Raw genomic sequence first — 25704 nt, 5'->3', positions numbered from 1 at the left:
ATAAAAAAGGCATTTGGCAGAAATGAATGTTTGTCATAGTGTCAAATTGACAGTTTATATCTGCCAATTCATCGAGTTTTGGCTTTGGCATGCTTTTAGCTGAAGATTATGTGTCGTCTTTAAAAAGACATTGATAACTTGATATAATGTATAACAAATAAAATATTAAAGAACTATGAACATTAAACCATTAGCAGACAGAGTACTGATTCTTCCTGCTCCGGCAGAAGAAAAAACAATCGGTGGTATCATCATTCCTGATACAGCAAAAGAAAAGCCATTGCAAGGTGAAGTTGTCGCAGTAGGTAACGGAACAAAAGACGAAGAAATGGTGTTGCATGTAGGCGACCAGGTATTGTATGGTAAATACTCGGGTACTGAATTGGAACATGACGGTAAAAAATACCTTATCATGCGCCAAAGCGATGTCCTCGCTGTTTTGGGATAATTAATAGTACATTGTAAATCATTAAATTGTAAATAGAATTATGGCTAAAGATATTAAATTCAACATTGATGCCCGTGACGAATTGAAGAAGGGTGTAGACGAATTGGCTAACGCAGTGAAAGTAACCCTGGGTCCGAAAGGTCGTAATGTAATTATCGAAAAGAAATTCGGTGCTCCTCATATCACTAAGGATGGCGTGACTGTAGCTAAAGAAGTGGAATTGGCTGATGCATTTCAGAATACGGGTGCACAGTTGGTGAAATCTGTTGCTTCAAAGACAGGTGACGATGCAGGTGACGGTACTACTACTGCTACTGTATTGGCTCAGTCAATTGTGGGTGTTGGTTTGAAGAATGTTACTGCCGGAGCAAATCCGATGGATTTGAAACGTGGTATCGATAAAGCTGTTGCCAAAGTGGTTGAATCTATCAAGTCTCAGGCCGAAATGGTAGGTGACAATTATGACAAGATTGAACAGGTGGCTGCTGTTTCTGCCAACAACGATCCTACTATCGGTAAGTTGATTGCAGACGCTATGCGTAAAGTTTCTAAAGATGGTGTGATTACTATCGAAGAAGCCAAAGGAACGGATACTACCATCGGTGTGGTAGAAGGTATGCAGTTCGACCGTGGTTACTTGTCTGCTTACTTTGTAACCGATACAGAAAAGATGGAATGTGTGATGGAACATCCGTACATCCTGATTTATGATAAGAAGATTTCTAATTTGAAGGATTTCTTGCCTATCCTGGAACCGGCTGTACAGAGCGGACGTCCTTTGTTGGTTATCGCAGAAGATGTAGACAGCGAAGCATTGACTACGTTGGTTGTAAACCGTCTGCGTTCTCAGTTGAAGATTTGTGCTGTGAAAGCTCCGGGCTTCGGCGACCGTCGTAAGGCGATGTTGGAAGATATTGCCGTATTGACAGGTGGTATCGTTATCAGCGAGGAAAAAGGTTTGAAGTTGGAACAAGCTACTCTTGAAATGTTGGGTACTTGCGATAAGGTAACTGTTTCTAAAGATAATACGACTATCGTAAACGGTGCCGGCGCAAAAGAAAACATTCAGGAACGTATCAATCAGATTAAAGCTGAAATAAAGAATACTACTTCAGATTATGATAAGGAAAAGTTGCAGGAACGTTTGGCTAAGTTGTCAGGTGGTGTAGCTGTTCTTTATGTAGGTGCCGCTTCTGAAGTTGAAATGAAGGAAAAGAAAGACCGTGTGGATGATGCATTGTGTGCTACTCGTGCAGCTATCGAAGAAGGTATCGTTCCGGGCGGTGGTGTAGCTTACATCCGTGCTTCTGAATCTTTGGAAGGTCTGAAAGGTGATAATGAAGACGAAACAACCGGCATCGAAATCATCAAGCGTGCCATCGAGGAACCGCTTCGTCAGATTGTTGCCAATGCAGGTAAGGAAGGTGCAGTAGTAGTACAGAAAGTACGCGAAGGTAAAGGTGACTTCGGTTACAATGCCCGTACTGACGTTTACGAAAACTTGCATGCTGCCGGTGTGGTAGATCCTGCTAAGGTAACTCGTGTAGCTTTGGAAAATGCTGCTTCTATTGCGGGTATGTTCCTTACTACAGAATGTGTAATAGTAGAAAAGAAAGAAGATAAACCTGAAATGCCGATGGGTGCTCCCGGAATGGGTGGCATGGGCGGCATGATGTAATCTTTGCCCCATAAATGATTGAAACTCCTTACTGGCGATAAAAAGTCAGTGAGGAGTTTTTTTATTTGGAAATAATCTCTATCTTTGCGAAAATCAATATTTTAATATTATGAATACACTATTGACTCACCGGGATAAGAAGAAGCTTTTCAGTTACTTGCCGGATGTGTGGTTCCTGGCTATTTTGTTGTTAGGCTGGGGCGGGCTCATGAGCACTATGTTGTTCGGTGCGTGGCACACCGTAGGAATCGTGTTGGGCGTATTCCTTTTATCGGTTACAGGAATTTTAGTTAAACAATTAATTCGAAGGAATGGGGCAATAAGTGTTTTTATGGGGATTCTTTTTCTGATGTGTTCTCTTTTCTTCTCACTCTCTCTCTTTTCAGAACTTCGTGAATTTTCAAGTATTACAGAACCCAATGCAATACAATTGTTATTAGGAGGAGTAATTATCGTGGGAGGTTCACTGGTGATGTCGATGTGGATGATGTTGCGTGGTTTGTCTGTTCGGATGCCATCATAACAACTTTCGCAAACGATGCCCCTTGTTTTTTTGGAAAAAAGATACAATTAAAAAGAAAGCCGTTTCTGAATTTCAGAAGCGGCTTTCTTTTTGTGAGCCTCTTGTCGGATTCGAACCAACGACCCCGAGATTACAAATCACGTGCTCTGGCCAACTGAGCTAAAGAGGCAATGCTTTTGTTTTGCGGGTGCAAAGGTAGTGATTTCTTTTTAACTCACAAACTTTTTGTTGTAAAAAGTGGGACACATTGTTTCCTTTGGGATCTAATCCTTGTTTTATCTCCTTATATCATATCACCTACAAAGGGAAGCATAAGCCGTTTCATAGGGGTGGTCAAGGCCTTTTAAACGGAAGAATATTACAGTCTTCGGCAACAGACTGTACAGTCCACCGTAGCAGACTGTACGGTCCACTGCAATGGACTATACAGTCCACTGCCGAAGACTGTAGTAATTCGACTGACAGACAGGCATAGTCGAAAGGACGAAAACGCTTAGTCTGGCTAATGAACAAAAAGTGACTGAAATTACCAAATGGTAATTTTTACCCTAAAATAACATCCTATCTTTGCAACCGGAAAAATAAATTGATATAGGTATGAAAGATAGTATTGATTTTGGTAGCATGGAGATTCCGAAGTTGTTTCGGAAATTGCTGATACCTACTGTGTTGGGGATGGTATTTTCGGCTGTGTTTGTTATAACAGACGGAATATTCGTAGGTAAGGGGATTGGAAGTGATGCATTGGCAGCGGTAAATATTACGGCTCCACTGTTTTTGATAAGTACAGGCATCGGGCTGATGTTTGGAGTGGGGGCGTCTGTGGTTGCTTCCATTCATTTGTCACAGGGTAAGCAGAAATCAGCGCGTATTAATGTAACGCAGGCAGTGGTGGTTTCTTCTTTGTTCTTGGCGTTGCTATGGGGGGTGGTGTGTATGTTTGCACCTCAAGTGGCACGATTGCTGGGAAGTTCGGAACGCTTGTTGCCTTTGGCGGTAGAATATATGCATTGGTTTCTTCCCTTTTTGGTGTTCAGCGCACTGCTCAGTTCGGGTATGTTTTTTGTGCGATTGGATGGGTCTCCTAATTATGCCATGTGGTGCAATGCTATTCCGGCAGTGATTAATATTGTGCTCGATTATGTGTTCATCTTTATTTTCGGTTGGGAAATGATGGGTGCGGCACTTGCCACCAGTTTAGGTTATGTGGTTGGGGCTGCTATGATAATCATATATTTGAGCCGTAAGAAAAATGTTATCCATTTCTGCCGCGTGAAGCTCAGCAGAAAGAGTATGCAGCTCACTTGGCGTAATGTGAAATATATGTGTCGGTTGGGAGCATCCACGTTTTTGTGTGAGGGAGCAATTGCCTGTATGATGTTTGCCGGTAACTATGTGTTTATTTCGTATCTGGGAGAAGACGGGGTGGCAGCTTTCAGCATTGCCTGCTATTTTTTCCCTATTATATTTATGGTGTATAATGCTATTGGACAGTCGGCACAACCCATCTTGAGCTATAATTTCGGAGCCGGTGATGAAGCACGTGTGCGTTCGGCTTTTCGTCTGGCATTGGCGACAGCTGTGATTTGCGGACTTGTATTCTTTGCTCTTACAGCGATATTCAATCATCAGATAGTGGCAATGTTTATTGATCGTTCTTATCCGGCATACGATATTGCAGTGTCAGGATTGCCTTTGTTTGCTTCGGGATTTGTTTTCTTTGCCGTGAATATCGTGTCCATCGGCTATTTTCAAAGTGTGGAGCGTGCGCGCCCGGCAATGGTGGTTACGGTGTTGCGCGGATTCGTATTCATGGTTATCTGCCTTCTCGGGCTGCCCTTACTGTTTAAAGTGCCGGGTATTTGGCTGGCAGTTCCGTTGGCTGAGGTACTTACTTTTTTAGTGATAACCATAATTTATTGGCGTAAACATCAGTCGGTTCGGGGATGATTTGTTACCTTTGCGGTATTAAATCAACAGAGAAGTATGGATGCGTTTGTTCGGAAGTTTTGTGAAAAATACAGTTTGCCCATAACCGTGAGCTTACAGTTATTGGAGAAAATGGAAAAGTTTAGTTTTCGCAAAGGAGATTTTCTGGTGCAGGAGGGGGAACGGAATTCGAATTTCTATATTATAAGCAAGGGAATCTGGCGGGGGCATTACCTGAATGATGGGGCAGATGTCTCCGTTTGGTTTGCTTCCGAGGGAGAGGCGGTTTTTTCGTCTTGGGGCTACATAGAAAATACTCCTTCATTGGTTTCCATAGAGGCCATGTGTGACAGTGAACTTTATGGTATTTCTAAGGCAAAACTGGAGTCTTTTTATGCTTCATCTGCTGAATTGGCCAACTTCGGAAGAAGGCTTTTCGAACAGCAACTTCTCGGTTTGGAGAATTGGCTTATCAGCGGAGGGAGTCCTCGTGCCAAAGAGCGTTATCTTGCTTTGTTGGAAGAGAATCCCGAACTTTTGCAATATGTTCCGTTGAAGCATATTGCTTCTTATCTGTGGATTACTCCGCAGTCATTGAGCCGCATCCGTGCAGGACTGGGAAAGCAGAAAAAGATAAACGGCTAATTCGATAGTATGGAACTACACAAGTTTGAGCGTCAGCTTCGCCTGATGATGTTGCTGACACAAAACCGTAAATACACCTTGGAAGAACTTGGAAAACGGTTGGATATGAGTTCGCGAAACGTCTATCGATATATTGAGGCGTTCAAAATGGCAGGGTTTATTGTCCGCAAGACAAACGGCTGTTATTCACTCGATAAATCTTCTCCTTATTTTAAGGATATTTCCACTTTGGTGCATTTCACCGAGGAAGAGGCTTATATTTTAAAACGTGCCATCGAAAGTGTAGATGGGAATACCTCACTCAAACAAAATTTGAAAGAGAAACTATATAAAGTATATGATTATGAGATTCTTTCCGAGATAGTTGTCCGTAGCGGCATTGCTGACAATGTGCATAATCTTTATGAGGCAGTGAAAGATAAGAGACAAGTGGCGTTTCATGAGTATAAGTCATCGAACAGCCATGCTGTGACGGACAGGGTGGTGGAGCCGTTTGCTTTTACTGCCAATAATAATGAAATATGGTGCTACGAGCCGGCAAGCGGTAAGAATAAACTTTTTAAAGTGTCCCGGATAACTTCGGTGGAGGTGTTGGAGACCGGTTGGCAATTTGAGGAGTCTCATGAAGAAGGGTATACTGATGTTTTTCATATCAGCAGTGACCGACGTTTGCCTGTCACTCTCCGTTTGGGCATGACTGCTGCCAATCTGTTGATAGAGGAATTTCAATTGGCCGAGAAGTATATGGAGAGAGAAGATGATGCTCATTGGCTTTTTCATACAGAAGTATGTAAGTATGAGGGAATCGGGCGTTTTGTTCTTGGTCTGTTTGAGGACATTGAAATAATTAACTCTCCTGATTTTGTTCTTTACTTAAAAGAAAAAGTGCAGAATATCAGTGAAAAAATTCAGGATTGACGTATTCTGTCAAAACAGGACTGTTTCTTTGTGCCATCATAAAATAAGGAACAGTCATGAAAAAAGAACTTTCAATTCGTTTATCCCTGTTGGGACGCGTCAAACTCTTCGTAGCGGGCTGGGCAGATGCTTATGCCAATTTGTTCTCACTCTATTTAGGTGAGAAAGTTAGTACAGGTCATGTGATGCGTATCACACATGCCGTGGTTGCGTTTATGGTGCTGGTTTTTTCTTATTGCAGCAATCCTTTATTATCTATGCTTTTTCTGATATGGTTTGTGCTTACATTATTGGACTGTAAAAAGTCGGGTGTTCATTAAAATTCTCAGGCGGGAATGTACCGCTTCATTTGTTTTTTTCGTATGTTTGCGGGAAACATAAAAACGCAAAGCCATGTTAGATGAAATTCTTGAATTCAATAAACAGTTTGTAGCAAACAAAGGGTATGAAAAGTATATCACCAATAAATATCCTGATAAGAAAATCGCTATTCTTTCATGCATGGATACCCGACTGACCGAGTTGTTGCCGGCCGCCTTGGGCATCAAGAATGGCGATGTGAAAATGATTAAAAATGCAGGAGGTGTCATTTCGCATCCTTTCGGGAGTGTGATTCGCAGTTTGATGGTAGCTATATATGAGTTGGGCGTAAAAGAAGTGATGGTCATAGCCCATTCCGATTGCGGTGCCTGCCACATGAATAGTGGTGAAATGATAGAGCACATGAAGGCACGCGGCATCAAGCAGGAAACAATCGATATGATTCACTATTGCGGTGTGGACTTTGCGTCATGGCTGGACGGATTTGAAGATACTGAGAAATCTGTGCGCGGCACTGTGCATGCCATTGTCAATCATCCGTTGATACCTTCTGATATCAAGGTCTATGGATTCATCATTGATTCGGTGACAGGGAAGCTGACTAAAGTGAATGTGGAGTGATGTGACCGTTTTTTTGCTTCTTGCAGATGGAAAGCATTAAGCTACTGTCTTATTCAAATTCATGGATAATGTTCATGTCGGCATAGGGGAGTCAGTGCTTTTATAAACTCGATGTTACGTTGCCGGTCGGGAATAGCGCTGAGTTCTTAAACTTTCTTTTCAAATAGGGACATAAAAAATAACTTATGATTGGAGTTGTCTGTGTGTAGGTTTCTCCAATCATAAGTTATTGTTGTTTTAAGAATTCACTGTTTCTTATTTGGCAAATGCGTGACGATAACCTTTCACCTTGTTCCAGCTGCCGCGGGTAAAGTCGGGTACAGCTACCGGAGCATTACCGTTTTCGATAGAAAGACGGGTAAGGTCTGCCATGCAGCACCATTCAGCCAAATCGTATACATCCATATCCAAAGGCAAACCGTTGCGCAGACAGTAAACCAGACGGTAATCCATGATGTAGTCCATACCACCGTGACCGCCTACCTTCTTGGCTGTTTCTTCCAATTCCCGGTGAATCGGGTGTTTGTATTTCTCCATCAAGGCTTCTTTTACGTTTTCGGGAACAGCAGCGTGCATATTCAGGTTCTCGTGGTTGGGTACTTCTTTAGCGTCAACCTGGTCGGGGCGCAGGCAATATTCTTCGATAGGATATTTGTTGGCAAAACCATCAGTACCTGTCAGCTGATACATACGGCTGTAAGGACGGGGATTCATTACATCGTGTTGGATAAGAATTGTCTTACCGTTTTCTGTGCGGATGAAGGTCATGGTGTGGTCACCGTTCTGGAATTCGATAGAATCGTTTGCCAAACCATATCTCTTACCCAGTTCAGGACCGGTTGCAGCTTTAGTATCCATAGCTACCAAAGTCTTCATGCGGTCGCCACGGTGAATGTCCAGCAACTGGCAGGCAGGGCCAAGACCGTGAGTGGCATAAACGTCTCCACGGTTTTCGTTATTGTAATCCAAACGCCAGTTATTCCAATAGTAGGGCCAGAATTCTTCGAGGTTGTGGATATAAGCACCTTCTACGTGCAGCACTTCGCCGAACAATCCCTGTTGAGCCATGTTCAGTGTAGTCAGTTCGAAGAAGTCATATACACAGTTTTCCAACTGCATACAGTGCTTGCGAGTCTTTTCCGAAGTATTGATTAACGCCCAGATTTCGTCCAGTGTCATGGCAGACGGAACTTCGATGGCAACATGTTTTCCGTGTTCCATGGCATAAACACCCATTTCGGCATGATGCTTCCAGTCGGTGGCAATATAAACAAGGTCGATATCATTACGTTCGCACAATTGCTTCCATGCATCTTCCGAACCGGAATACAGTACCGGTGCTTCCATTCCTGCATTGGTGACGATTTTTTGTGCTCTTTCTGCATTTTCGGGAAGTAAATCGCAGAGTGCGACAATCTTTGTTCCGGGGATATGTGTCCAGCGTTCCACAGCTCCGGGGCCTCTCATTCCGAGTCCGATAAATCCAACACGAACAGTGTCGAGTTTAGGAGTGGTCAGTTGGATTACATCCTGTTGTCCTGCGGGACGTTCGGGAACTGCTACTTCAATAGGAGAAAACACATCATTCTGTGCTGTTCCTTTTTGGGGTGAAGTGCATCCGGTCAAGCATATCAACGCTAAACCGGCTACCAAGGTAGATAGTTTTTTAATCATGTTTTTTTCTGATAAAGTTTTATTGGATTAATAGTTGTTTGATGCAAAATTACATAAAATCTTCGGAACGGACGAATAAAAAAGAAGTAAATGCTGCCGAATGGCTTATAAGTGAAAGGTTTGTGCTTCTGTGTTTATAAAAAAGGAGTGTGTCAAAACTAAACCGGGCCTATCCCATCGTCAGCTGTAGGGGAAGGGTTTGCCTGCCCGAAGACGCAAAGCAAACTGTTTTTGGGCGAGCGAACCTCGCCCCTACGAACTAAACGACAGCATTATCCACGTTTTGACACAACTCCATAAAAAACTAATATGTTATTGAAAAGAGAGCTCTAATTCAGAATAACTCCGCTGTTATCAGTTGGGTTTTGAGTCAGAGTGCCCGGATAAGCATTTATTGCATTCTGAGGAATGTAATAAATGACACGGTAGTCTGATGCGGGAATGTCTTCAAATTGTTGGTGAGGTCCCGGATAGCGACGTGTCAAAGGCTTGCCGTTGCGGAACACATCATAGCTGCGTTCTGCTTGATAGGCTAATTCCAGTTGGCGCTCTTTATCAATTCTTTCGCTGGCGTTTGTTGCATCCAATGAAGCGTATCCACCACCGATGATAGAACGTTCGCGAATAGTATTTAGGTCGGCTAAAGCAGCAGAATAGTTGCCCAATTTGGCATAGGCTTCTGCACGATTCAGATAAATTTCACTCAAACGACTGATAATCGGTGAATGTAAATGTGAATCTTCTCCTTCGCGAGAACATTTAGTGATGTAGAATTGTGGGTATACACGGTTGAGAGATATGTAATAGTCTAACACACCCGTATAAGTCTTGCCATCCTGGTAAGTGATAGAATAAATTTCTTGTTCGGCATCTACAGGAGTCAGTGTATATTCCGGACCGTCCGGTACATCTTTTCCATCTACTTCTTTGGTCTTTTGGCAGATCACTGTTGCTCCTTTTTTGATTACAGTCAACTGTTCATAATTTAGTACCGTTTCAGAGTCTTGTTTGATAAAGCGGAATACTTCTTTATGATCATCAGTGTATGTCGGCTCGATAAATGCAGCACGTGCGTCTACGATTTTGTAATGATCCGGACGCCAGTCATTACGTCCTGTCTCATTCAGTAAATCAATATATTTGGCACTGGCGTACATTTCTCCCCAACCCATACCGCCGATATTGGCATACATACCGCCAATACCGTAGTAGTGGTCATAGCCGGAGAATTCGGAAGCAACACGTTTTACGACAAAGATGGATTCGTCATTATTTTCGGGAGTAAGAGTGTTGTATTTCATAAACTCCTCGCGAGGTAATAATGAGTAGTTGCCCGAATTGATAACTTTGTCCGCGTAGTCAACTGCCAGTTGGGCATATTCCCGGTTGGGGTTTTCATACGTTCCACTCATATACAGATATACGCGTGACAGCATTGCCTGAGCAGCTTCTTTTGAGGCATAAGCAGCGCCTTTGTTGATAGTCATCATCTCTTCTGCCTTTTTCAAGTCACTGATAGCTTGCTCATACGTTTCTTTTACTGTAGAACGGTCAGGCAACAGCAGGTCTCCCATAATATCATCGGGAGTACCATTGACAATAGGTACGCCTAAATTCTTGTCGGGGGCCTGATAGTAAGGACGTCCATAAGCACGACATAAGTAGAAATACATCATACCGCGCACATAATAGCATTCGCCCAACTGGTTGTCTATTTCGGCACTCTGTCCTTCTTCTATCATTTTGATGATGTTCGAGGCTTGGGCAACGGCTTTGTAACCATAATCCCAAAAGTTCTGTAAGCGGTAGTTTACCGGAGTACGGGAGAAAGAAATGAATTCATAGAAGGCATCTGTTGATGAACCACGAATCATCATATTGTCACCGGCATATTCACCACAACGGTGCATGGGGTCTGACCATGTTTTTAACTGGGCATACATACCGTTCATTAGAGATTCCAACGATGCGGAAGGGTCGTTGGTGATTTGTTCTGCAGCCATAGAATTGTATGGTAAACGATCTATGTCGCAAGCGGTCAATGATGCCGCTGCCAATAATAAGGTCAATATCTTTTTCATTGTTGTTTCTACTGATTAAAAGGTAAGATTTAAACCGAACATATATTTACGTACAGACGGATAAACGGCAGGGCCGGCAGTACCCATTACCGAACCGTCACTGGCCGGAATTTCAGGGTCTACGCCTGAATAATCTGTGATTGTAAACAGGTTTTCTGCGTTCATGAATACGCGTAAATTTTGAATACCCCATTGTGGTAGCTTAAAGTTGTACCCCAGGGTCAGAGAACGTAATTTCAGGTAGTCGCTGTCTTCCAGATAGCGGGAAGATGCAGAGTTTCCTTTATCTTGATTATTATATTTGGCAACGGGATGAGTGGCAATATCTCCCGGTTTTTCCCAACGATTCCAGCCGTCTTTCAGTTTCATTTGATTGCGGTCGGTATAAGTTCCGTCGGAGTCATATTCTTGACGTGAATAGTTATAAATCTTTCCGCCGATAGAGTAACCGAATACGGCATTCAAGTCAAAACCTTTCCATGTTAAAGTTGTAGAGAAACCTCCAAACAAATCGGGAGCTGCTGAACCGCATTTATAGTATCCTGCTTCTGCATAGTTAGAGGTTGTTTCTCTTCCTGTGACATTGCCTTCGCTATCTTTGGTATCTTTGTACCACATTGGAGCACCGTTTTCAGGATTTACACCTGCCCATTCCTTTAAATAATAAGTATCTACCGGATAACCGATTTCGAGGATGCGTTGCGCTGTACCGGCAATGCTACTTCCATCACTGATGATAACGGGTTTTACCACATAGCTTCCGTCTGTATCTTTTTGTTTATAGAGATCTTTTAATTTATTACTATTGTGACCTATATTTAATTCTACGTTCCAGAACCAGTCTTTTGTACTGATGATATCACCGCCTAATGAGATTTCATATCCGGTGTTCTTCATTTTGCCGATATTCCTGTAAACACTGGTCACTCCGGTAAGCCCTGTAACAGGCACATTATAAAGAATGTTGTCTGTGTCTTTTGAATAGAAATCAAAAGTAAAGCGCAGACGGTTATTAAACAATGCAGCGTCAAGACCGATGCTTGTGGTGTAAGTTTTTTCCCATGTCAAGTCTTTGTTGCCGATAACACTGATAAGTGCACCTGAGTTTTCATTATAACTGGAAGATACCGAATACAGGTCGTATTGTGGGTAAAGTGAAGAAGGACGGTTACCTACTGTACCATAACCTCCACGTAATTTAAGGTTATCGATCCAATCTACATCAAACCAGTCCTCGCGGCTGATAATCCATCCCACACTACCTGACAGAAGATTGCCGTATTTAGCATTCGTACCTAAGTTGGATGCACCGTCCCGGCGGATAGAGGCTTCGGCGATATACTTACCATCATATACATATTTCCATTGAGTGAAATAAGACTGAGTAGCCCATTCGCTGATACCGCCTTTAGTACGTTCGGGCTTGGATACTACATCCAGAACTTCAAATCCGGGTACAAATCCGGTACCATAGACATCTAGATTCTTATAATAATAATCATTAAATTCGTAAGCTATCAATCCGCTGATAGAGTGCTTGCCGAAGTCTTTGTTTATTAATAATTTCTGGTTGGTATAACGGCGGGTTACTTCTGCTCTCCACTCTGTGAGACGCCCGTTTACATTTTCGCCACTGCTTGAGCGCGGATCACTATAGCCGTGAGAAGTAGAGTTGATGTATTTATAGTTGTTGACAGATGAGAATGTCAGCCAGTCTGTTATTTTAATGTCAAAATCTAAACTTCCCATAAATTCGTAATATTTGGACTCTGAATAGTTCCATTGTAAATCGTATAGGTAGTTGGTTTGCTGAGTGTTTACCCAACCACTGTAGCGGTGAGGAACCAAGTTGCCGTCTTTGTCATAGGGACTATCCCATGGGAGCATGGAATACATAGCTGTGACAGAATATTGGCGGTCATCAATATTTCGAAGTGAACCGCTGAGTGCGGGTTTGATTGTCAACCAGTCAAATGGTTTGTATGTAGTCTTCAAGCGGAAGTTGTACCGACTGTAATCATATCCTTTTACGGCACCTTCTTCATCATAATATCCTACAGATAGATAAGATTGCATTTTTTCGTTACCACCGCGTAAAGATACATTATACTCCTGTGTGAGTCCGTTTTGGGTAGCTAAATCCCACCAACTGAAATTACTGTCACGCAGGTCCTTGTTCCATCGTGGAAAAGAAATTTCATTGGCATTTTGGAAGGAAGCATAATAGTCATAAAGTTCTGCACCATTCATTACTTCCAAATTTCCATTATTCAGTGAGCTGACCCCCAATTTTACAGAAGCTTCGATAGTCATTTTTTCGGCTCGTCCGCTTTTGGTTGTAACTACAATGACACCATTTGCACCTTGAGAACCGTAAATGGCAGTGGAGGCGGCATCTTTTAAAATAGTCATACTTTCAATATCCGCAGGATTTAATTGTCCGGCGTCCGAGCCTACTATAACACCGTCAATAACCCAGAGTGGAGAAGTCGTACCGTTAAGTGTGGCTTGTCCACGGATAACTACCGCACCACTGGAACCGGGTTGGCCTGATCCCGGAGCCACATATACTCCCGGAACTTTACCATTCAATAAATTTTCTACCGATGGCGTGGTTATGTCCTTCAACTTCTCGCTTTTGATGTTATTCATAGAACCGGTTAAACTTTCTTTGCGCTGAGTTGTGTAACCTACTACTATGACTTCATCCAGCGCTTCAGAGTCTTCGTCCAATTTGATTGTTTGCAAGCCACCGGTTGCTTTCACTTCTATTGATTTGTAACCAATAAAAGAGATACTGAGAGTAGAGCCAATCGGTGCTGTCAATTCATATTCGCCATCAAAATTGGTGATACTACCGTTTGTCGTTCCTTTTACAACGACATTGGCACCGATAACCGGTTCTCCGGTTCTGGCATCCAAAACTTTTCCTTTGATTTTGGCTGTCTGTTGTGCTACGGTTGGGAGTGAAACATCAGCCATACCGGTAGGAATGGCAGAGGAAGGAATTGAACTCATTCCAAGTACACCAGCTAATAATGTGTACTTACCTCTTTGGGTTAAAGTCTTAATTTTCATAAGTGTTTCATAGAGTTAATAATACTATAATAGATTTGAAAGGCTAATGAATTAAGGAGTATTTGCTAAGTATTTTAAGAACTTATCCTATTTGTCAGAAGTAGCTACAGGTGGTATTTATTGTGAAAAAGAGCTTTTTTTAGCTTCTTGTTTTCTACCTTTTATATACCGTAATGATGCTTTATTACATAAAGATAAAGTGTGAAAAATTATAGAAACAGCATCGGATAATTAAGATAGTGAAACGGGAATGAGATAATTTTATCTTTTTGAGCTTAATAATAGTGAATAAATCAATAATATTATTATCTTTGCCGCTGTTAGTGAATGAAGAAAATAGGATAAGTTCTTAAAATACTTATCGCATTTCCTAATTATTTGTAGTAAATAAGATATCTGATAAATAAAAAAGGAAAATAATCCATTGGATTACTCTCCTTTATACTATTGAGGTTTAAATAAAGTTCTCTAATCAAGTATGACAGTTACTTGATTTCGTATCCCCAAGCACGTAGGGCACCATTTCCCATATCAATAAGACCTGTCTTAATGATTTCTTTTAACTTTTTCATAATGTTATCCTTTCTTTGTTGATTAAAATGATGGCATTTATATTATTTAATGCCTATGCCCCAAGCTCTTACTTCGTTTTCACCCATCATAGCCAGGACTTTCATCACAATACTTTTTACCTTTTTCATAATCTCGTTATCCTTTCTTTCTATGTTTTACAACACAAAATTACGTGCTTTTGTTTTCTGTTGTATACTTATGAGGTCAAAATATACACTAAAGGGACAAATTCTTGATACAGGTCAAGAATTTGCCCCTTTTTATGAAAAAGAAGTTTCAGAAGCCCAATTTACGGAACTCGTTTTCGAAGTTGGGTGTAAAAATATCTTTTCCCATATTGGCTCTAATTTCGTCTAATGTCCAAAAGCGTCCTCCGGCCAGTTCCTCACTGGGGGTAATGGGACCATCATAAACGGTTTTGTGTGAGAATACCAGTTCTTTTTCGCGAGTGGACTCAAAAACATAATTAGTCAGCAGTTCGGGGGTGAAGTCGGTAATTCCGAGTTCTTCTTTCACTTCACGGTGGAGTGCCATTTCTACGCTTTCGCCCAAATCGACATGACCGCCTACTGAAGTATCCCATTTGCCGGGTTGGATATCTTTCCATTCCGGTCGTTTTTGCAGGTAAAGTTCACCTTTTCTGTTGAATACGTGGAGGTGCACTACCGGATGAAGTTTTTTACTGCCGTCATGACATTCGCCTCGTGTGGCAGCTCCCACAATATTTCCCTGTTCATCCACAATGGGAAACATTTCTTCTTTATTGTCGCTATTCATACTTTGTTCTTTTTTGCCTGCAAAGATAGTGAAATAATAACTTAATAATCCACCTGGTGACGTTTCAAAAAAGCCACAGTCTTATGTATTTCTTTGTACATCACTATGTCTTCGCGGATGAAAGGTACTTCCTTGCGATAAACCGAGAGGAATTTTTCAATGTATGGAGAGCTTCTGAGCGGACGCCGGAAGTCGATACCTTGAGCTGCATTCATCAGTTCGATGGCAAGTATATGTTCCAGATTGTCCATTATCTTAAACAGTTTGGTGGCAGCATTGGCCCCCATGCTCACATGGTCTTCTTGTCCGTTGCTGGATACAATGGAATCACTGCTGGCGGAGTAGCAATACATTTTATTTTGGCTTACCATAGAGGCTGCTGCATATTGGGGAATCATAAATCCTGAATTCAGTCCGGGATTGGCAACAAGGAATTCGGGCAGTCCGCGAAGTCCCATAATAAGCTGGGCCACACGACGCTCGGATATATTCCCCAGTTCGGCCAAAGCGATGGCGAGATAATCATAGACGAGTGCCAGAGGTTGTCCATGGAAGTTTCCGCCCGATATAATCAGGTCTTCATCGGGGAAGATGGTGGGATTGTCGGTGACAGAGTTGATCTCGGTCAGCAAAACGGACGCGGCATGGCGAATGGCATCTTTGGTAGCACCGTGTACTTGGGGAATACAACGGAATGAGTAGGGGTCTTGCACATGTGTCTTGGGCTGAGTTATGATTTCACTTCCTTCCAGTATACGGCGGAATGCGGCTCCTGTCTCTATCTGGCCTTGGTGCGGTCGCATCTGCTGGATACAATTCATGAACGGATCAAGACGTCCGTCGAAAGCTTCAAGAGAAATAGCGGCAATGAGGTCGGCTTTCTTGCTCAGTCGGAACGCTTTCAAGATGGCATAAACACCGTTGGCGCTCATGAATTGTGTACCGTTCAGCAAAGCCAGTCCTTCTTTACTTTTCAGTTTTACAGGCTCCCAGCCAAATTCATCGAGTACACTGATGGCTTCGCATCGCTTACCTTTATAATATACATCTCCCACACCGATAAGCGGCAGGAAAAGGTTGGCAAGCGGAGCAAGATCGCCGGATGCACCTAACGAGCCACGGTCATATACAATGGGCATTACATCATTGTTGAAGAAGTCGATGATGCGTTGTACGGTAATGACTTGCACACCGCTATGTCCCAACGAAAGGGCATGTGCCTTGAGCAGAAACATCAGTTTTACTATGACATGCGGCATCTCTTCGCCTACACTGCAAGCATGGCTTTTCACCAGATTCTCTTGTAAGGTACTCAGTTCGTCAGACGAGATATTGCGGTTGCACAGCGAGCCGAATCCGGTGGTAATACCATAAAGCGGTGTGTCGGAATTGGCTATCTTTTTATCCAGATAGTCCCTGCACTTCTGAATGCGCTCCCGTGCTTCGGACGCCAGTTCCAGTTTCAGGTTCTCATTGATGATACGTTCGATAATATCGAATGTGAGTTCGCCGGAACCTATTTGATATACGTTATTCATAATCTTCTTTTTTAGAAAACGGTTTTCACATAGTCCAGTATCTTTTGTTCTTCGGCAATCGTTGTCTTTTCTATCATATCCGCTTCTTCAGTCATTTCTTTTACAAATTTCTCGTCTTTGATAGAAGTGAGATTGATGCGGACATTCAGCAATGCGCCCAGTATAGCGGTTCGTGCACACATCATAGCCACACAAGCATCGGTCACGGCATTGCTGTTTCCTTTTCGTGCCACTACGTCAATCATCGGCAGGATGGAATGGACGATACGTGCCACTTCCATCGGTACTTCGGCTGCATATTTGGTTTCTTTTTGAATCGCTTCGCTGCGGATGTTTTTCTCTTCTTCTGTCTCTTTGGGAAGTTTGAATGCGGCAAATACGCGGTTATACGCATCCGAGTCACGGTCTACATCAATAATGAGTTGACGTGCCAGTTCCTCAAAACGGGCGGAAAGGTCTTCCATAACTTCGTTTACTTCGGCGTATTTCTTCCGTCCGATGGTCAGGTTGGCAACCATTGCGGCGAGGGAGGTTGCCAAAGCACCATTGAAGGCGGATACGCTTCCGCCACCGGGAACAGGATCGTTGCTGATGACTTTATGAATAAATTCTTTAATAGTGAGTTCTGTTAACATGGTATTATGTTTTTTAGTTAGGTGAATATTTTAGAATAGAATACGTCCTCCTTTGATGGTGTGTTGCACGGAGTTCATGCCGGTATAGTAAACGAGTACAGCCGGAGTATCGGTATCCAGCAGGACAAAATCTCCCTGTTTGCCTACTTCGATACTGCCTGTCCGGTGGGCATAACCCAGTGCGGCAGCTCCGTTTAATGTCATGGCTGTGATAGCTTCTTCCAATGTGAGATGCATATATAGGCAAGCCAGTGCAAATGTCAGTGGGATGGAGCCGGAACAACAACTTCCCGGATTGAGGTCGGTGGCGAGGGCTACGGCACAACCGCTGTCTATCATGTCACGTCCTCGTGCATAAGGTTCACGAAGCGTAAAGGCGGTCAGAGGCAGGAGTGTGGCGACAACCTTATTTTCTGCCATTGCACGGATGCCGGTATCCGAAGCGTGCAGCAAATGATCGGCGCTGAGCGCTTTTATTTCACCGGCAAGTTCGGCACCGCCGAAGCTTACTATCTCATCGGCATGTATCTTGGCACCGAGTCCCAGTTCCTGTGCGGCTTGCAGGAGTCGCCGGGATTGTGCTACGGTAAAGACACCTTGCTCGCAAAAAATGTCGCAATTCTCGGCAAGTTGCTTTTCACGGACCAGAGGAAGCATTTCATGGATGAGAAAATCAATGTATTCGTCGGCTCTGCCCTGATATTCGGGAGGCAATGCATGTGCACCGAGAAAGGTGGCGGCTATATCTACTTTGCGTTGCGGAGAGAGATTGATGGAACGCATCACTTCCAGTTGCTTAAGCTCCGTATCGCGGTCAAGTCCGTAACCGCTTTTCCCTTCCACTGTAGTGACCCCCATGCGGCTCATGACATCGATGAACCATTCGGCTTTGCATTTCAATTCCTCCGGTGTCGCTTCACGAGTGGCATGTACCGTGTTGACGATACCTCCTCCGCGTTGCATGATGCTCATATAACTTTCGCCATTCATGCGCCAAATAAATTCTTCGGGGCGATAGCCTCCGAATACCAGGTGGGTATGTGAGTCGATGAATCCGGGAAGCAACACTCGTCCTTCGGCATCCAGAATCTCGTAGCCTTCTTCCGGTTCTTCACATGTAGGACGGGATGGACCTGCATAAGTAATCACTCCGTCGGTTACTTTTACGGTTCCTCCGGTGAGATCCAGCAGTTGGTTCATCTCTTTACCTTTCAGGGCAGAGGTGCCAAGCGGGGTGATGATGCGGGCATTCTTGATGATAAGGTTGTTGTTCATGACGATAGATTTCTTGTTATTCCATAATTTGCGCTTCCAGTACTTGCTGCATGGAGAAGTTTTCCAGTCCCAAATAATAAGAGGCTGTGTCAATCAGAGCTTCCATGGGAACCAGGCCCACAATTTCGCTGCCGATGATGCTTACTCCGTAGCGGCGGGCTTCGAAACGCACCATCTCAAAAGCCCGATAGAGGGCAGTCTTGCTGTAGTCTGTCAGGTTCATGGACACCTGGGTGATACCTCGGTCCTTCAGTTCCACACCCATGGCTTTGCAAAAGCGCAGCCCGCCTCCGATAAAACGGATTTTCTTGGCAATATCATGTGCAATCTCCAGGCTGGGGGTGTTCAGATTGATATTATAAGCCACTAACGGCATGCGAGCTCCGATGGCAACGGTTCCGGCAGTGGGATGCCGTTCTTCGGGACCGAAATCGGGATGCCATTCGGGTTGGTGAATTTTTTCCTTCATGCCTTCGAATTCTCCTTTACGGATGGCGGCAAGATTTTCGCGATGAGGAGCGCTTGCTGATTTCTCATAGAGGAAGACCGGAAGGTCATATTGAGAGGCTACCCGTTGCGCTACTTCTTTAGAGATGGTGATGGCTTCTTCCATGGTACATCCTTTGATAGGAATGAACGGTACTACATCTACCGCTCCCATTCGCGGGTGCTGTCCTTGATGATGGTTGAGGTCAATCAGCTTTACTGCTATGCCGATGGCTTCTATCACCGCTTCTTTTAAAGCATCAGGTTCTCCCACTACGGTGACCACAAGACGATTATGGTCTTCATCATTGCTATAGTCGAGCAGTTTTACCCCGGCGCGTGCACGGAAGGGAGATACTATCTGATCTATTTTCTGCAAGTCGCGTCCTTCGCTAAAGTTGGGAACGCATTCCATGATTTTTGTCCAGCTCATAATTCGTAATGTTATTGATGTTTTATACCTTTTTCTTTTAATACTCTGTCGATTAATGCATCTTCTGCCAGATGCGGCATGGTGATATGATAGCCCTGTTCCCGATGAGTATGGTTAAATTCTTCGGATGTTTCCATGGCATGCGGATTACGTGCCCATGAGCGTCGTGCCACACCACCCATGACATCCCATAGCATGGACGAGCGTAAAATGGCGTCTACTCGATCACTACCGTCGCACACCATTCCGAATCCGCCGTTGACGGCTTTGCCGATACCTACGCCTCCGCCATTGTGCAGGGCGACCAGACTCATGCCGCGTGCACAGTTGCCTGCAAAGCACTGGACTGCCATATCTGCCATCACATTGCTGCCGTCCTTGATGTTCGATGTTTCACGGAAAGGAGAATCGGTTCCACTCACATCATGGTGGTCTCGTCCCAACATAATGGGACCTACTTCTCCTTTGCGTACCATTTCGTTAAAACGCAAGGCGATATTCATGCGACCGAGTGCGTCCTGATAGAGGATGCGTGCCTGAGTGCCGACTACCAGATTGTTCTTTTCGGCATCACGTATCCATATCCAATTATCCATGTCCTGTCCGCGTCGTTCTTTGGGAATACACTCCATGGCGGCATGGTCGGTTTTTATCAAATCTTCATGTTTACCGCTGAGACAAACCCAACGGAAAGGTCCGTAGCCGTAATCAAAAAGTTGCGGTCCCATAATGTCTTCCACATAAGAAGGCCAGATGAAGCCGTCTTTTTCATCAATGCCATTGCGTGAGATTTCCTTTACTCCTGCATCATAAATGGCTTTCATAAACGAATTGCCGTAATCGAAAAAATAAGTACCGCGTTCCACCAGTGCTTTAATGGCATTGAAATGGCGGCGTAGTGAAGCATTTACAAGCTTTTCAAATCGTACACGGTCGTCTTTCAACAGGCGGGTACGTTCATCGAAAGTGATGCCTGCCGGACAGTATCCTCCTTCGTACACGGCATGGCACGAGGTTTGGTCGCTCAGCAGTTCAATATCTATATGGTGATTCAAAGCATGCTCCAGCAAATCTACTACATTTCCGTGATAAGCAATGGAACAAGGCTTGCGTAGCCTCATGGCTTCGGCAGCAAGGGTATAGGCTTCTTTCAAGTCGGCAGTGACGTGCTGCACCCATCCTTGGCGATACCGTGTTTCGATGCGTGAGGCATCTACTTCGGCAATGATGGCGGCGGCTCCTGCTATTTCGGCAGCTTTAGGCTGTGCGCCGCTCATTCCGCCCAAACCGGAAGAAACAAAGAGATGCCCGTTAAGATTTCCATCCTGCGGTACTCCTAATTTCATGCGGCCGGCATTCAATAAGGTATTGAATGTGCCGTGTACAATGCCTTGCGGACCGATGTACATCCATCCGCCTGCTGTCATCTGACCGTAATTGGCAACGCCCATCTGTGCAGCAATTTCCCAGTCACGCTGGTTGTCGAACATGCCTACCATCATGGAATTAGTGATAATAACACGCGGTGCTTCGGGCTTTGACTTGAACAGACCAAGGGGATGTCCGCTTTCCACTACCAAAGTCTGTTCGTCAGTCATTACTTCCAGATATTGTTTAATGAGCCGGTATTGCATCCAGTTTTGGCATACTTGTCCTGTTTCACCGTAAGTGACCAGTTCGTAAGGATACAAGGCAATATCAAATGAAAGGTTGTTGTCTATCATTACTTGAAATGCTTTTCCTTCGATGCAGTTTCCTTTATATTCGTCAATAGGCTTTGCTTTCAAATCGCCTTGCGGCCGGAAACGGTAGCCATAGATTTTTCCCCGGATAAGCAGTTCATCCATAAATTCCGGGGCGAGTCGGGCGTGAAGTTCTTCGGGAATGTAACGCAGTGCATTCCTCAGTGCGGTTTCTGTTTGTGCCGGTGTCAGACGATAACCTCTGTCGGGCGCACGGCGGATGCCTTCCACAAAAGTAGGATAGGCAGGAAGTTCGTTAGATAAGGTGACAGTCATAGCATTCAGGTGTTTTGTCACAAAGATAGTAAAACAACTGAGATACTATGAATTAATGGATATGTTTAGTGACATAAAGTAATGAAAAACTCTCATGTATTATGGCAGAGTAAGAAGTCCAATAACGATAGAAGCCGCTTTTTGGGTATAGCTAAGGCTTTTCATACGGATGATTATGCCTTTCTATACTGAATACTACTACGTCCCACTATAGCAGGATATACGTCCCACTGCAATAGGACGTACGTCCTGCTACGGTGGAACGTACGTCCTGCCGTAGTGGGACGTAGTAAATGTCTGTAAAAAACGCCTTAATGGTAGGGAAGAAAACGCTTAATGCTGCGGAAGGAAGATGGTATGCCTGTGATAGGGCTTCAGGGTATCAGCAACGAACTGTCGCCATAGCTTAGGAACCTGAAATCATGCTCCAAGGCATAATCATAAATCTTTCGCCAGTCTCCTTTCACAAAAGCAGAAACCAATAGCAGTAATGTGCTTTGCGGTTGGTGGAAATTGGTAACCATCTTCTTCACTATCTTGTATTCGTAGCCCGGAGCAATGATGATTTGCGTACTGGTGTGCAATGTTTCCATGTGGTGACGGTTCAGATAATCGAGTATATGCTGTAAAGCCTGTATAGTGCCGATGCCATTTTTCTCTTCGTAAGGCATCCATTGCTGCACGTGCAGTTCTTCCTGGTTGGCATCGGGATTGCGGCTGATAGCTACTCCTATATAATACAGGCTTTCCAAGGTTCTCACCGAAGTGGTTCCTACGGCAATGGCATGCCCTCCGTGTGCAATCAGTTTCTCAATGGTCCGTTTGTTGACGGAGATGTATTCCGTATGCATTTCGTGTCCTTCTATTTCTTCACTTTTCACGGGCTTGAAGGTGCCTGCACCTACGTGCAAGGTCAGTTCTTCGCGGTCGATACCGTGGGCATCCAATGCTTGCAATACGCGTTCGGTGAAGTGCAGTCCGGCGGTGGGGGCGGCTACCGACCCTTTTATTTTGGAATAGACCGTCTGATAAGTTTCTTTATCGCTTTCTTGTGTGTCTCGGTTGAGGTAGGGAGGAATAGGCAGTTCGCCCACCACTTCCAGCAGGTCGGCAAAGGTGATGCTGTCATCATTCCATTCAAAATCTACCCAATGGCTTGTGCCGCGACATTCACCGCGTGTGGCAGTCAGTGTCACCTGTTTCCCTTTCACGTCTACCATGCGGCTCAGTGCTCCTTCTTTCCATTTCTTCAGATTGCCAATCATGCAGAGCCAGCTGCATTTTTTCGTTTGCTGGAAGGACAGTACATAATCGTTCGGCTGTATCGGCTCCAGACAGAACACTTCAATCAGAGCTCCCGTTTCCTTGCGAAAGTGCAGGCGTGCCTGAATCACCTTTGTATTGTTGAATATCATCAGTTCGCCCTGCTCCAGATATTCAGGCAGCGCAGTGAATGTATCTTCGCTTACTTCGCCGTGGCGGTATACCAACAGCTTGGATTGGTCACGTACTGCCAGCGGAAACTTTGCAATCCGTTCATCGGGCAGCGGGTAATTGTATTCGCTTATTTTGATATGTTTTGTATCTTCCATTTGATTTCGTTTCATAATTTGCGCAAAAGTACCGATGTTTGCTCTGTACATTGTATATCAGTTTTTTATTTTTTAATGTAACCAAACTCGTACGTGCATGTTTCTCATCGAACCTGACAAAGGTAACAATTATTTTTTATCTGATTCATCCTCCTTTCATTTTTTATCCTTTTCAATTCTTCTCAAATCCTTATATTATGAGAAAAGAGGATCTACCGGGGTAACCCTGTTTCAGATGATGGGCGGGATATTTATTTGAAGGTGATGAAATCGGAAGTAATTATAGTGGCGGATGTAATCGGCACTGATGGTATTCACCGAACGGTTGTTTGTTGGGCGGTGCAAAATCGGGAAAAGTCGTAAAATCCTATTTTTTTTCGTCTAAAAATGTATCTTTGCGCCTGATATGGCAACAAAAAGAGTGCTTGTAGATAGGAATTTTGGCCGCGTCATTATGCGTACACACCGTTTGGCATGTCATTTATCATGTTATCAGATGATGTAACCATTTCATTTACCGGGCTATGTATTGTTGTATGAATTTTCCCATACCCGTGGAATGAACTTCACAAGTTCAATACGGATTTTTAAGTTAAATGCTATAATCTACTACGATGGAACATGTAATTTATATTTCTGATGAAACACCGTATTAGAGTTACTGATTTTTATTGTTTATAACTTTAATGATGGCTATGGAAAAACTTATTATAGAGCAGTTGAAGCAAGGAAACGAAGATGCTTTTAAATACATATATAAACAGCATTATGTATTGCTTTGCCGTTTTGCGAACCAAATGTTGGCTGATGCTGCTCTGGCTGAGGAAATAGTGGATGATGCAATTTTTTATTTGTGGGAGCACCGGAGCGATATTGAAATTGAATATTCAATTCGTGCATACCTTATGCGTGCCGTCCGTAATCGTTGTTTGAATGAGCTGAATTCGTTAAGAAGGCGGGAAGAACTTTTGGTTTCTTCATTTTTTCTTCCGGAAAATATGGAATTTCTGGATCGGGTTTTTGTCGAAGATGAGCATCCTTTGGGTTATTTATTGGAGCAGGAATTGGAAAGTGAACTGATTCGGAATATTGAAGAACTTCCTTTAGAATGTCGAACGGTGTTCAAAAAGAATCGTTTTGAACAGAAAAAATACGAAGAAATAGCAATAGAACTTAATATCTCGGTAAACACGGTTAAATACCACATGAAGAAAGCATTATCCTGTCTTCAGCAACGGATGGAAAAGTACCTGAAACTACTTGTTCTCTATGTTTTTTTAGGAAATTGAAAAAAAACTTCATTTTGACTACCCTTTAAAACTTATTTTTTGCCTTATATAATAACAGCACTTAATATATGCAGATGAAAGAAGAATATAACGATATAGACGGATTGATTACATCTTATTTATCAGGGAATTTGGATAAAGCCTCTTTTTCCGAGTTGCAGAAATGGACTATGGAATCGGAAGCTAACCGTATTTATGTTCGGAATAAGTTAGAACTTTGGTTTTCTTCGGGAGTATCGGGAAGTGTTGAACCATTTGATGAAGATGCGGCTTTTACTTTGTTTCAGCAGCGGGCAGCTATATTCCCGAAAAAAGAAAAGCCGGCAAGACGTTCTTTCTCTTGGAAAATGTTATATCGTGTGGCTGCTGTGCTTTTGGTATTATTAGTTCCTTTTGCCACTTATTATCAGGGAAAACATACAGTAAAACAGAACTTTTCGGATATAGTGGTGGAAGCTTCATTAGGTACACATACAAAATTAAATTTGCCTGATGGAAGTTTGGTTTGGTTAAATGCCGGTTCTAAAGTTACTTATTCTCAGGGATTTGGTGTAGATGACCGTAAGTTGACATTAGAAGGAGAAGGCTATTTTGAGGTTGCCCACAATGAGAAAGTACCCTTTGAGGTTTGTACCAAAGAGGTGAATCTCCGTGTATTGGGAACAAAATTCAATTTTAAGAACTATTCCAATGACGAGGAGGTGATGATTAGTTTGGTAGAAGGAAAGGTAGCACTGCAGAATGGGATAAAAGCGATGGAGGAACTTTATTTGGAACCGAATGAACGGATGGTGCTGAATAAATTGACTGGCGAAATGGTTAAATCGAAAGCGAATGTAGAGTATGCAAATATTTGGAGAGATAATAAACTGTTTTTTGATGAAGAGTTGTTAGAGGATATTGCAAAAAAACTGATGCGAAGTTATGATGTGCGTATCGAAGTTGCGGACTCACTGCGGGATAGACGTTTTTATGGTGATTTTATGATAAATAAAAATACCATTGAAGAGGTGCTTGAAACCATAGCTTCTACCAGCAGGATGAATTACCGATACGAAAATGGAAAGTATATACTTTATTAATATATTGTAGAACCTAAAAATCTAAATTTATGAAGCAAATAATTTCTACCGGTTGATGTGTAAAGTAGGAGATGCTTGATATAAAAAAGG

Annotated in this window: 20 protein-coding genes and 1 tRNA gene; 10 read left to right on the top strand and 11 right to left on the bottom strand. The window is 43.3% G+C overall.

The window, feature by feature from the left end:
* The first annotated feature begins 175 nt into the window (after positions 1 to 175).
* From HMPREF1534_RS07785 to HMPREF1534_RS07795, 3 genes are all read left to right on the top strand, one after another.
* Entirely contained in the window at positions 176 to 448 is a 273-nt protein-coding gene (locus tag HMPREF1534_RS07785) for a co-chaperone GroES (protein WP_005941150.1), read from the top strand.
* A gap of 40 nt (positions 449 to 488) precedes the next feature.
* Entirely contained in the window at positions 489 to 2126 is a 1638-nt protein-coding gene (gene groL / locus HMPREF1534_RS07790; protein ID WP_005941147.1) for a chaperonin GroEL, read from the top strand.
* Positions 2127 to 2235: 109 nt separating this feature from the next.
* Positions 2236 to 2649, top strand: coding sequence for a hypothetical protein (locus HMPREF1534_RS07795; RefSeq protein ID WP_005941144.1), 414 nt, complete (start codon positions 2236 to 2238; stop codon positions 2647 to 2649).
* A 95-nt stretch (positions 2650 to 2744) separates the two neighbouring features.
* Here the strand turns inward: HMPREF1534_RS07795 and HMPREF1534_RS07800 are convergent.
* Positions 2745 to 2818: transfer RNA gene (locus HMPREF1534_RS07800), tRNA-Thr, on the bottom strand.
* A gap of 428 nt (positions 2819 to 3246) precedes the next feature.
* Between HMPREF1534_RS07800 and HMPREF1534_RS07805 the strand changes: the two genes are divergently transcribed.
* The 5 genes from HMPREF1534_RS07805 to HMPREF1534_RS07825 all read left to right on the top strand — a co-directional run bounded on the left by HMPREF1534_RS07805 (position 3247) and on the right by HMPREF1534_RS07825 (position 7083).
* Positions 3247 to 4599, top strand: a complete 1353-nt coding sequence (locus HMPREF1534_RS07805; RefSeq protein ID WP_005941141.1) for an MATE family efflux transporter — start codon at positions 3247 to 3249, stop codon at positions 4597 to 4599.
* 36 nt (positions 4600 to 4635) lie between these two features.
* Positions 4636 to 5223, top strand: a complete 588-nt coding sequence (locus tag HMPREF1534_RS07810) for a Crp/Fnr family transcriptional regulator (protein WP_005941138.1) — start codon at positions 4636 to 4638, stop codon at positions 5221 to 5223.
* A 9-nt stretch (positions 5224 to 5232) separates the two neighbouring features.
* Positions 5233 to 6141 carry a helix-turn-helix transcriptional regulator gene (locus HMPREF1534_RS07815; protein WP_005941135.1) on the top strand — a complete coding sequence of 303 codons (909 nt, stop codon included), beginning with the start codon at positions 5233 to 5235 and terminating at the stop codon, positions 6139 to 6141.
* Positions 6142 to 6197: 56 nt separating this feature from the next.
* On the top strand, positions 6198 to 6461 hold the full coding sequence (locus HMPREF1534_RS07820) for a hypothetical protein (RefSeq protein ID WP_005941132.1): 264 nt from the start codon (positions 6198 to 6200) through the stop codon (positions 6459 to 6461).
* 73 nt (positions 6462 to 6534) lie between these two features.
* Positions 6535 to 7083 (top strand): beta-class carbonic anhydrase, encoded by a 549-nt coding sequence (locus HMPREF1534_RS07825; protein ID WP_005941130.1) that lies wholly within the window; start codon positions 6535 to 6537, stop codon positions 7081 to 7083.
* A gap of 255 nt (positions 7084 to 7338) precedes the next feature.
* Here HMPREF1534_RS07825 and HMPREF1534_RS07830 read toward each other — a convergent pair whose 3' ends face one another.
* The 10 genes from HMPREF1534_RS07830 to HMPREF1534_RS07875 form a co-directional block, all read right to left on the bottom strand.
* Positions 7339 to 8757: a Gfo/Idh/MocA family protein gene (locus tag HMPREF1534_RS07830; RefSeq protein WP_005941128.1), complete on the bottom strand. Its 1419-nt coding sequence runs from the start codon at positions 8755 to 8757 to the stop codon at positions 7339 to 7341.
* 329 nt (positions 8758 to 9086) lie between these two features.
* Positions 9087 to 10838: a RagB/SusD family nutrient uptake outer membrane protein gene (locus HMPREF1534_RS07835; RefSeq protein ID WP_005941125.1), complete on the bottom strand. Its 1752-nt coding sequence runs from the start codon at positions 10836 to 10838 to the stop codon at positions 9087 to 9089.
* Between the two features lie 15 nt (positions 10839 to 10853).
* Positions 10854 to 13856 (bottom strand): SusC/RagA family TonB-linked outer membrane protein, encoded by a 3003-nt coding sequence (locus HMPREF1534_RS07840; protein WP_018452048.1) that lies wholly within the window; start codon positions 13854 to 13856, stop codon positions 10854 to 10856.
* A 909-nt stretch (positions 13857 to 14765) separates the two neighbouring features.
* Positions 14766 to 15266: an NUDIX hydrolase gene (locus HMPREF1534_RS07845; RefSeq protein ID WP_005941118.1), complete on the bottom strand. Its 501-nt coding sequence runs from the start codon at positions 15264 to 15266 to the stop codon at positions 14766 to 14768.
* 41 nt (positions 15267 to 15307) lie between these two features.
* The gene (gene hutH, locus HMPREF1534_RS07850) at positions 15308 to 16804 is read right to left on the bottom strand and encodes a histidine ammonia-lyase (protein ID WP_005941115.1); all 1497 of its coding nucleotides are present in this window, start codon (positions 16802 to 16804) and stop codon (positions 15308 to 15310) included.
* Between the two features lie 11 nt (positions 16805 to 16815).
* Positions 16816 to 17439: a cyclodeaminase/cyclohydrolase family protein gene (locus HMPREF1534_RS07855; protein WP_005941113.1), complete on the bottom strand. Its 624-nt coding sequence runs from the start codon at positions 17437 to 17439 to the stop codon at positions 16816 to 16818.
* A 30-nt stretch (positions 17440 to 17469) separates the two neighbouring features.
* Positions 17470 to 18714, bottom strand: coding sequence for an imidazolonepropionase (gene hutI / locus HMPREF1534_RS07860; RefSeq protein ID WP_005941110.1), 1245 nt, complete (start codon positions 18712 to 18714; stop codon positions 17470 to 17472).
* Between the two features lie 16 nt (positions 18715 to 18730).
* Complete coding sequence (ftcD, locus tag HMPREF1534_RS07865; RefSeq protein ID WP_005941107.1) at positions 18731 to 19633, bottom strand: glutamate formimidoyltransferase; 903 nt, start codon at positions 19631 to 19633, stop codon at positions 18731 to 18733.
* Between the two features lie 11 nt (positions 19634 to 19644).
* Complete coding sequence (locus HMPREF1534_RS07870; RefSeq protein WP_005941105.1) at positions 19645 to 21651, bottom strand: urocanate hydratase; 2007 nt, start codon at positions 21649 to 21651, stop codon at positions 19645 to 19647.
* Between the two features lie 374 nt (positions 21652 to 22025).
* A complete protein-coding gene (locus tag HMPREF1534_RS07875; protein ID WP_018452046.1) occupies positions 22026 to 23243 on the bottom strand; it encodes an S-adenosylmethionine:tRNA ribosyltransferase-isomerase in 1218 nt (405 codons plus the stop codon).
* Positions 23244 to 23938: 695 nt separating this feature from the next.
* On the opposite strand from HMPREF1534_RS07875, the gene HMPREF1534_RS07880 reads away from it, so the two are divergent.
* Together HMPREF1534_RS07880 and HMPREF1534_RS07885 are read left to right on the top strand one after the other, a co-directional pair.
* Positions 23939 to 24532 carry an RNA polymerase sigma-70 factor gene (locus HMPREF1534_RS07880; protein WP_005941100.1) on the top strand — a complete coding sequence of 198 codons (594 nt, stop codon included), beginning with the start codon at positions 23939 to 23941 and terminating at the stop codon, positions 24530 to 24532.
* A gap of 74 nt (positions 24533 to 24606) precedes the next feature.
* Positions 24607 to 25614 (top strand): FecR family protein, encoded by a 1008-nt coding sequence (locus tag HMPREF1534_RS07885; protein ID WP_026231450.1) that lies wholly within the window; start codon positions 24607 to 24609, stop codon positions 25612 to 25614.
* Positions 25615 to 25704: the final 90 nt, after the last annotated feature.

The organism is Phocaeicola massiliensis B84634 = Timone 84634 = DSM 17679 = JCM 13223, assembly GCF_000382445.1.
In the GTDB taxonomy this organism is placed as follows: domain Bacteria; phylum Bacteroidota; class Bacteroidia; order Bacteroidales; family Bacteroidaceae; genus Phocaeicola; species Phocaeicola massiliensis.
The sequence above is the reverse complement of the archived record's forward strand: the minus strand, read 5'-3'. Positions and strand labels throughout refer to the sequence as shown.

Coding starts and splice junctions, on each gene's coding strand:
- HMPREF1534_RS07825 (WP_005941130.1), top strand. CDS start 6,535: ATGTTAGATGAAATTCTTGAATTCAATAAACAGTTTGTAGCAAACAAA.
- HMPREF1534_RS07875 (WP_018452046.1), bottom strand. CDS start 23,243: ATGGAAGATACAAAACATATCAAAATAAGCGAATACAATTACCCGCTG.
- HMPREF1534_RS07880 (WP_005941100.1), top strand. CDS start 23,939: ATGGAAAAACTTATTATAGAGCAGTTGAAGCAAGGAAACGAAGATGCT.
- HMPREF1534_RS07805 (WP_005941141.1), top strand. CDS start 3,247: ATGAAAGATAGTATTGATTTTGGTAGCATGGAGATTCCGAAGTTGTTT.
- hutH (WP_005941115.1), bottom strand. CDS start 16,804: ATGAATAACGTATATCAAATAGGTTCCGGCGAACTCACATTCGATATT.
- HMPREF1534_RS07820 (WP_005941132.1), top strand. CDS start 6,198: ATGAAAAAAGAACTTTCAATTCGTTTATCCCTGTTGGGACGCGTCAAA.
- HMPREF1534_RS07855 (WP_005941113.1), bottom strand. CDS start 17,439: ATGTTAACAGAACTCACTATTAAAGAATTTATTCATAAAGTCATCAGC.
- HMPREF1534_RS07815 (WP_005941135.1), top strand. CDS start 5,233: ATGGAACTACACAAGTTTGAGCGTCAGCTTCGCCTGATGATGTTGCTG.
- HMPREF1534_RS07810 (WP_005941138.1), top strand. CDS start 4,636: ATGGATGCGTTTGTTCGGAAGTTTTGTGAAAAATACAGTTTGCCCATA.
- groL (WP_005941147.1), top strand. CDS start 489: ATGGCTAAAGATATTAAATTCAACATTGATGCCCGTGACGAATTGAAG.
- HMPREF1534_RS07870 (WP_005941105.1), bottom strand. CDS start 21,651: ATGACTGTCACCTTATCTAACGAACTTCCTGCCTATCCTACTTTTGTG.
- hutI (WP_005941110.1), bottom strand. CDS start 18,714: ATGAACAACAACCTTATCATCAAGAATGCCCGCATCATCACCCCGCTT.
- HMPREF1534_RS07785 (WP_005941150.1), top strand. CDS start 176: ATGAACATTAAACCATTAGCAGACAGAGTACTGATTCTTCCTGCTCCG.
- HMPREF1534_RS07845 (WP_005941118.1), bottom strand. CDS start 15,266: ATGAATAGCGACAATAAAGAAGAAATGTTTCCCATTGTGGATGAACAG.
- ftcD (WP_005941107.1), bottom strand. CDS start 19,633: ATGAGCTGGACAAAAATCATGGAATGCGTTCCCAACTTTAGCGAAGGA.
- HMPREF1534_RS07795 (WP_005941144.1), top strand. CDS start 2,236: ATGAATACACTATTGACTCACCGGGATAAGAAGAAGCTTTTCAGTTAC.
- HMPREF1534_RS07835 (WP_005941125.1), bottom strand. CDS start 10,838: ATGAAAAAGATATTGACCTTATTATTGGCAGCGGCATCATTGACCGCT.
- HMPREF1534_RS07830 (WP_005941128.1), bottom strand. CDS start 8,757: ATGATTAAAAAACTATCTACCTTGGTAGCCGGTTTAGCGTTGATATGC.
- HMPREF1534_RS07885 (WP_026231450.1), top strand. CDS start 24,607: ATGAAAGAAGAATATAACGATATAGACGGATTGATTACATCTTATTTA.
- HMPREF1534_RS07840 (WP_018452048.1), bottom strand. CDS start 13,856: ATGAGTTCAATTCCTTCCTCTGCCATTCCTACCGGTATGGCTGATGTT.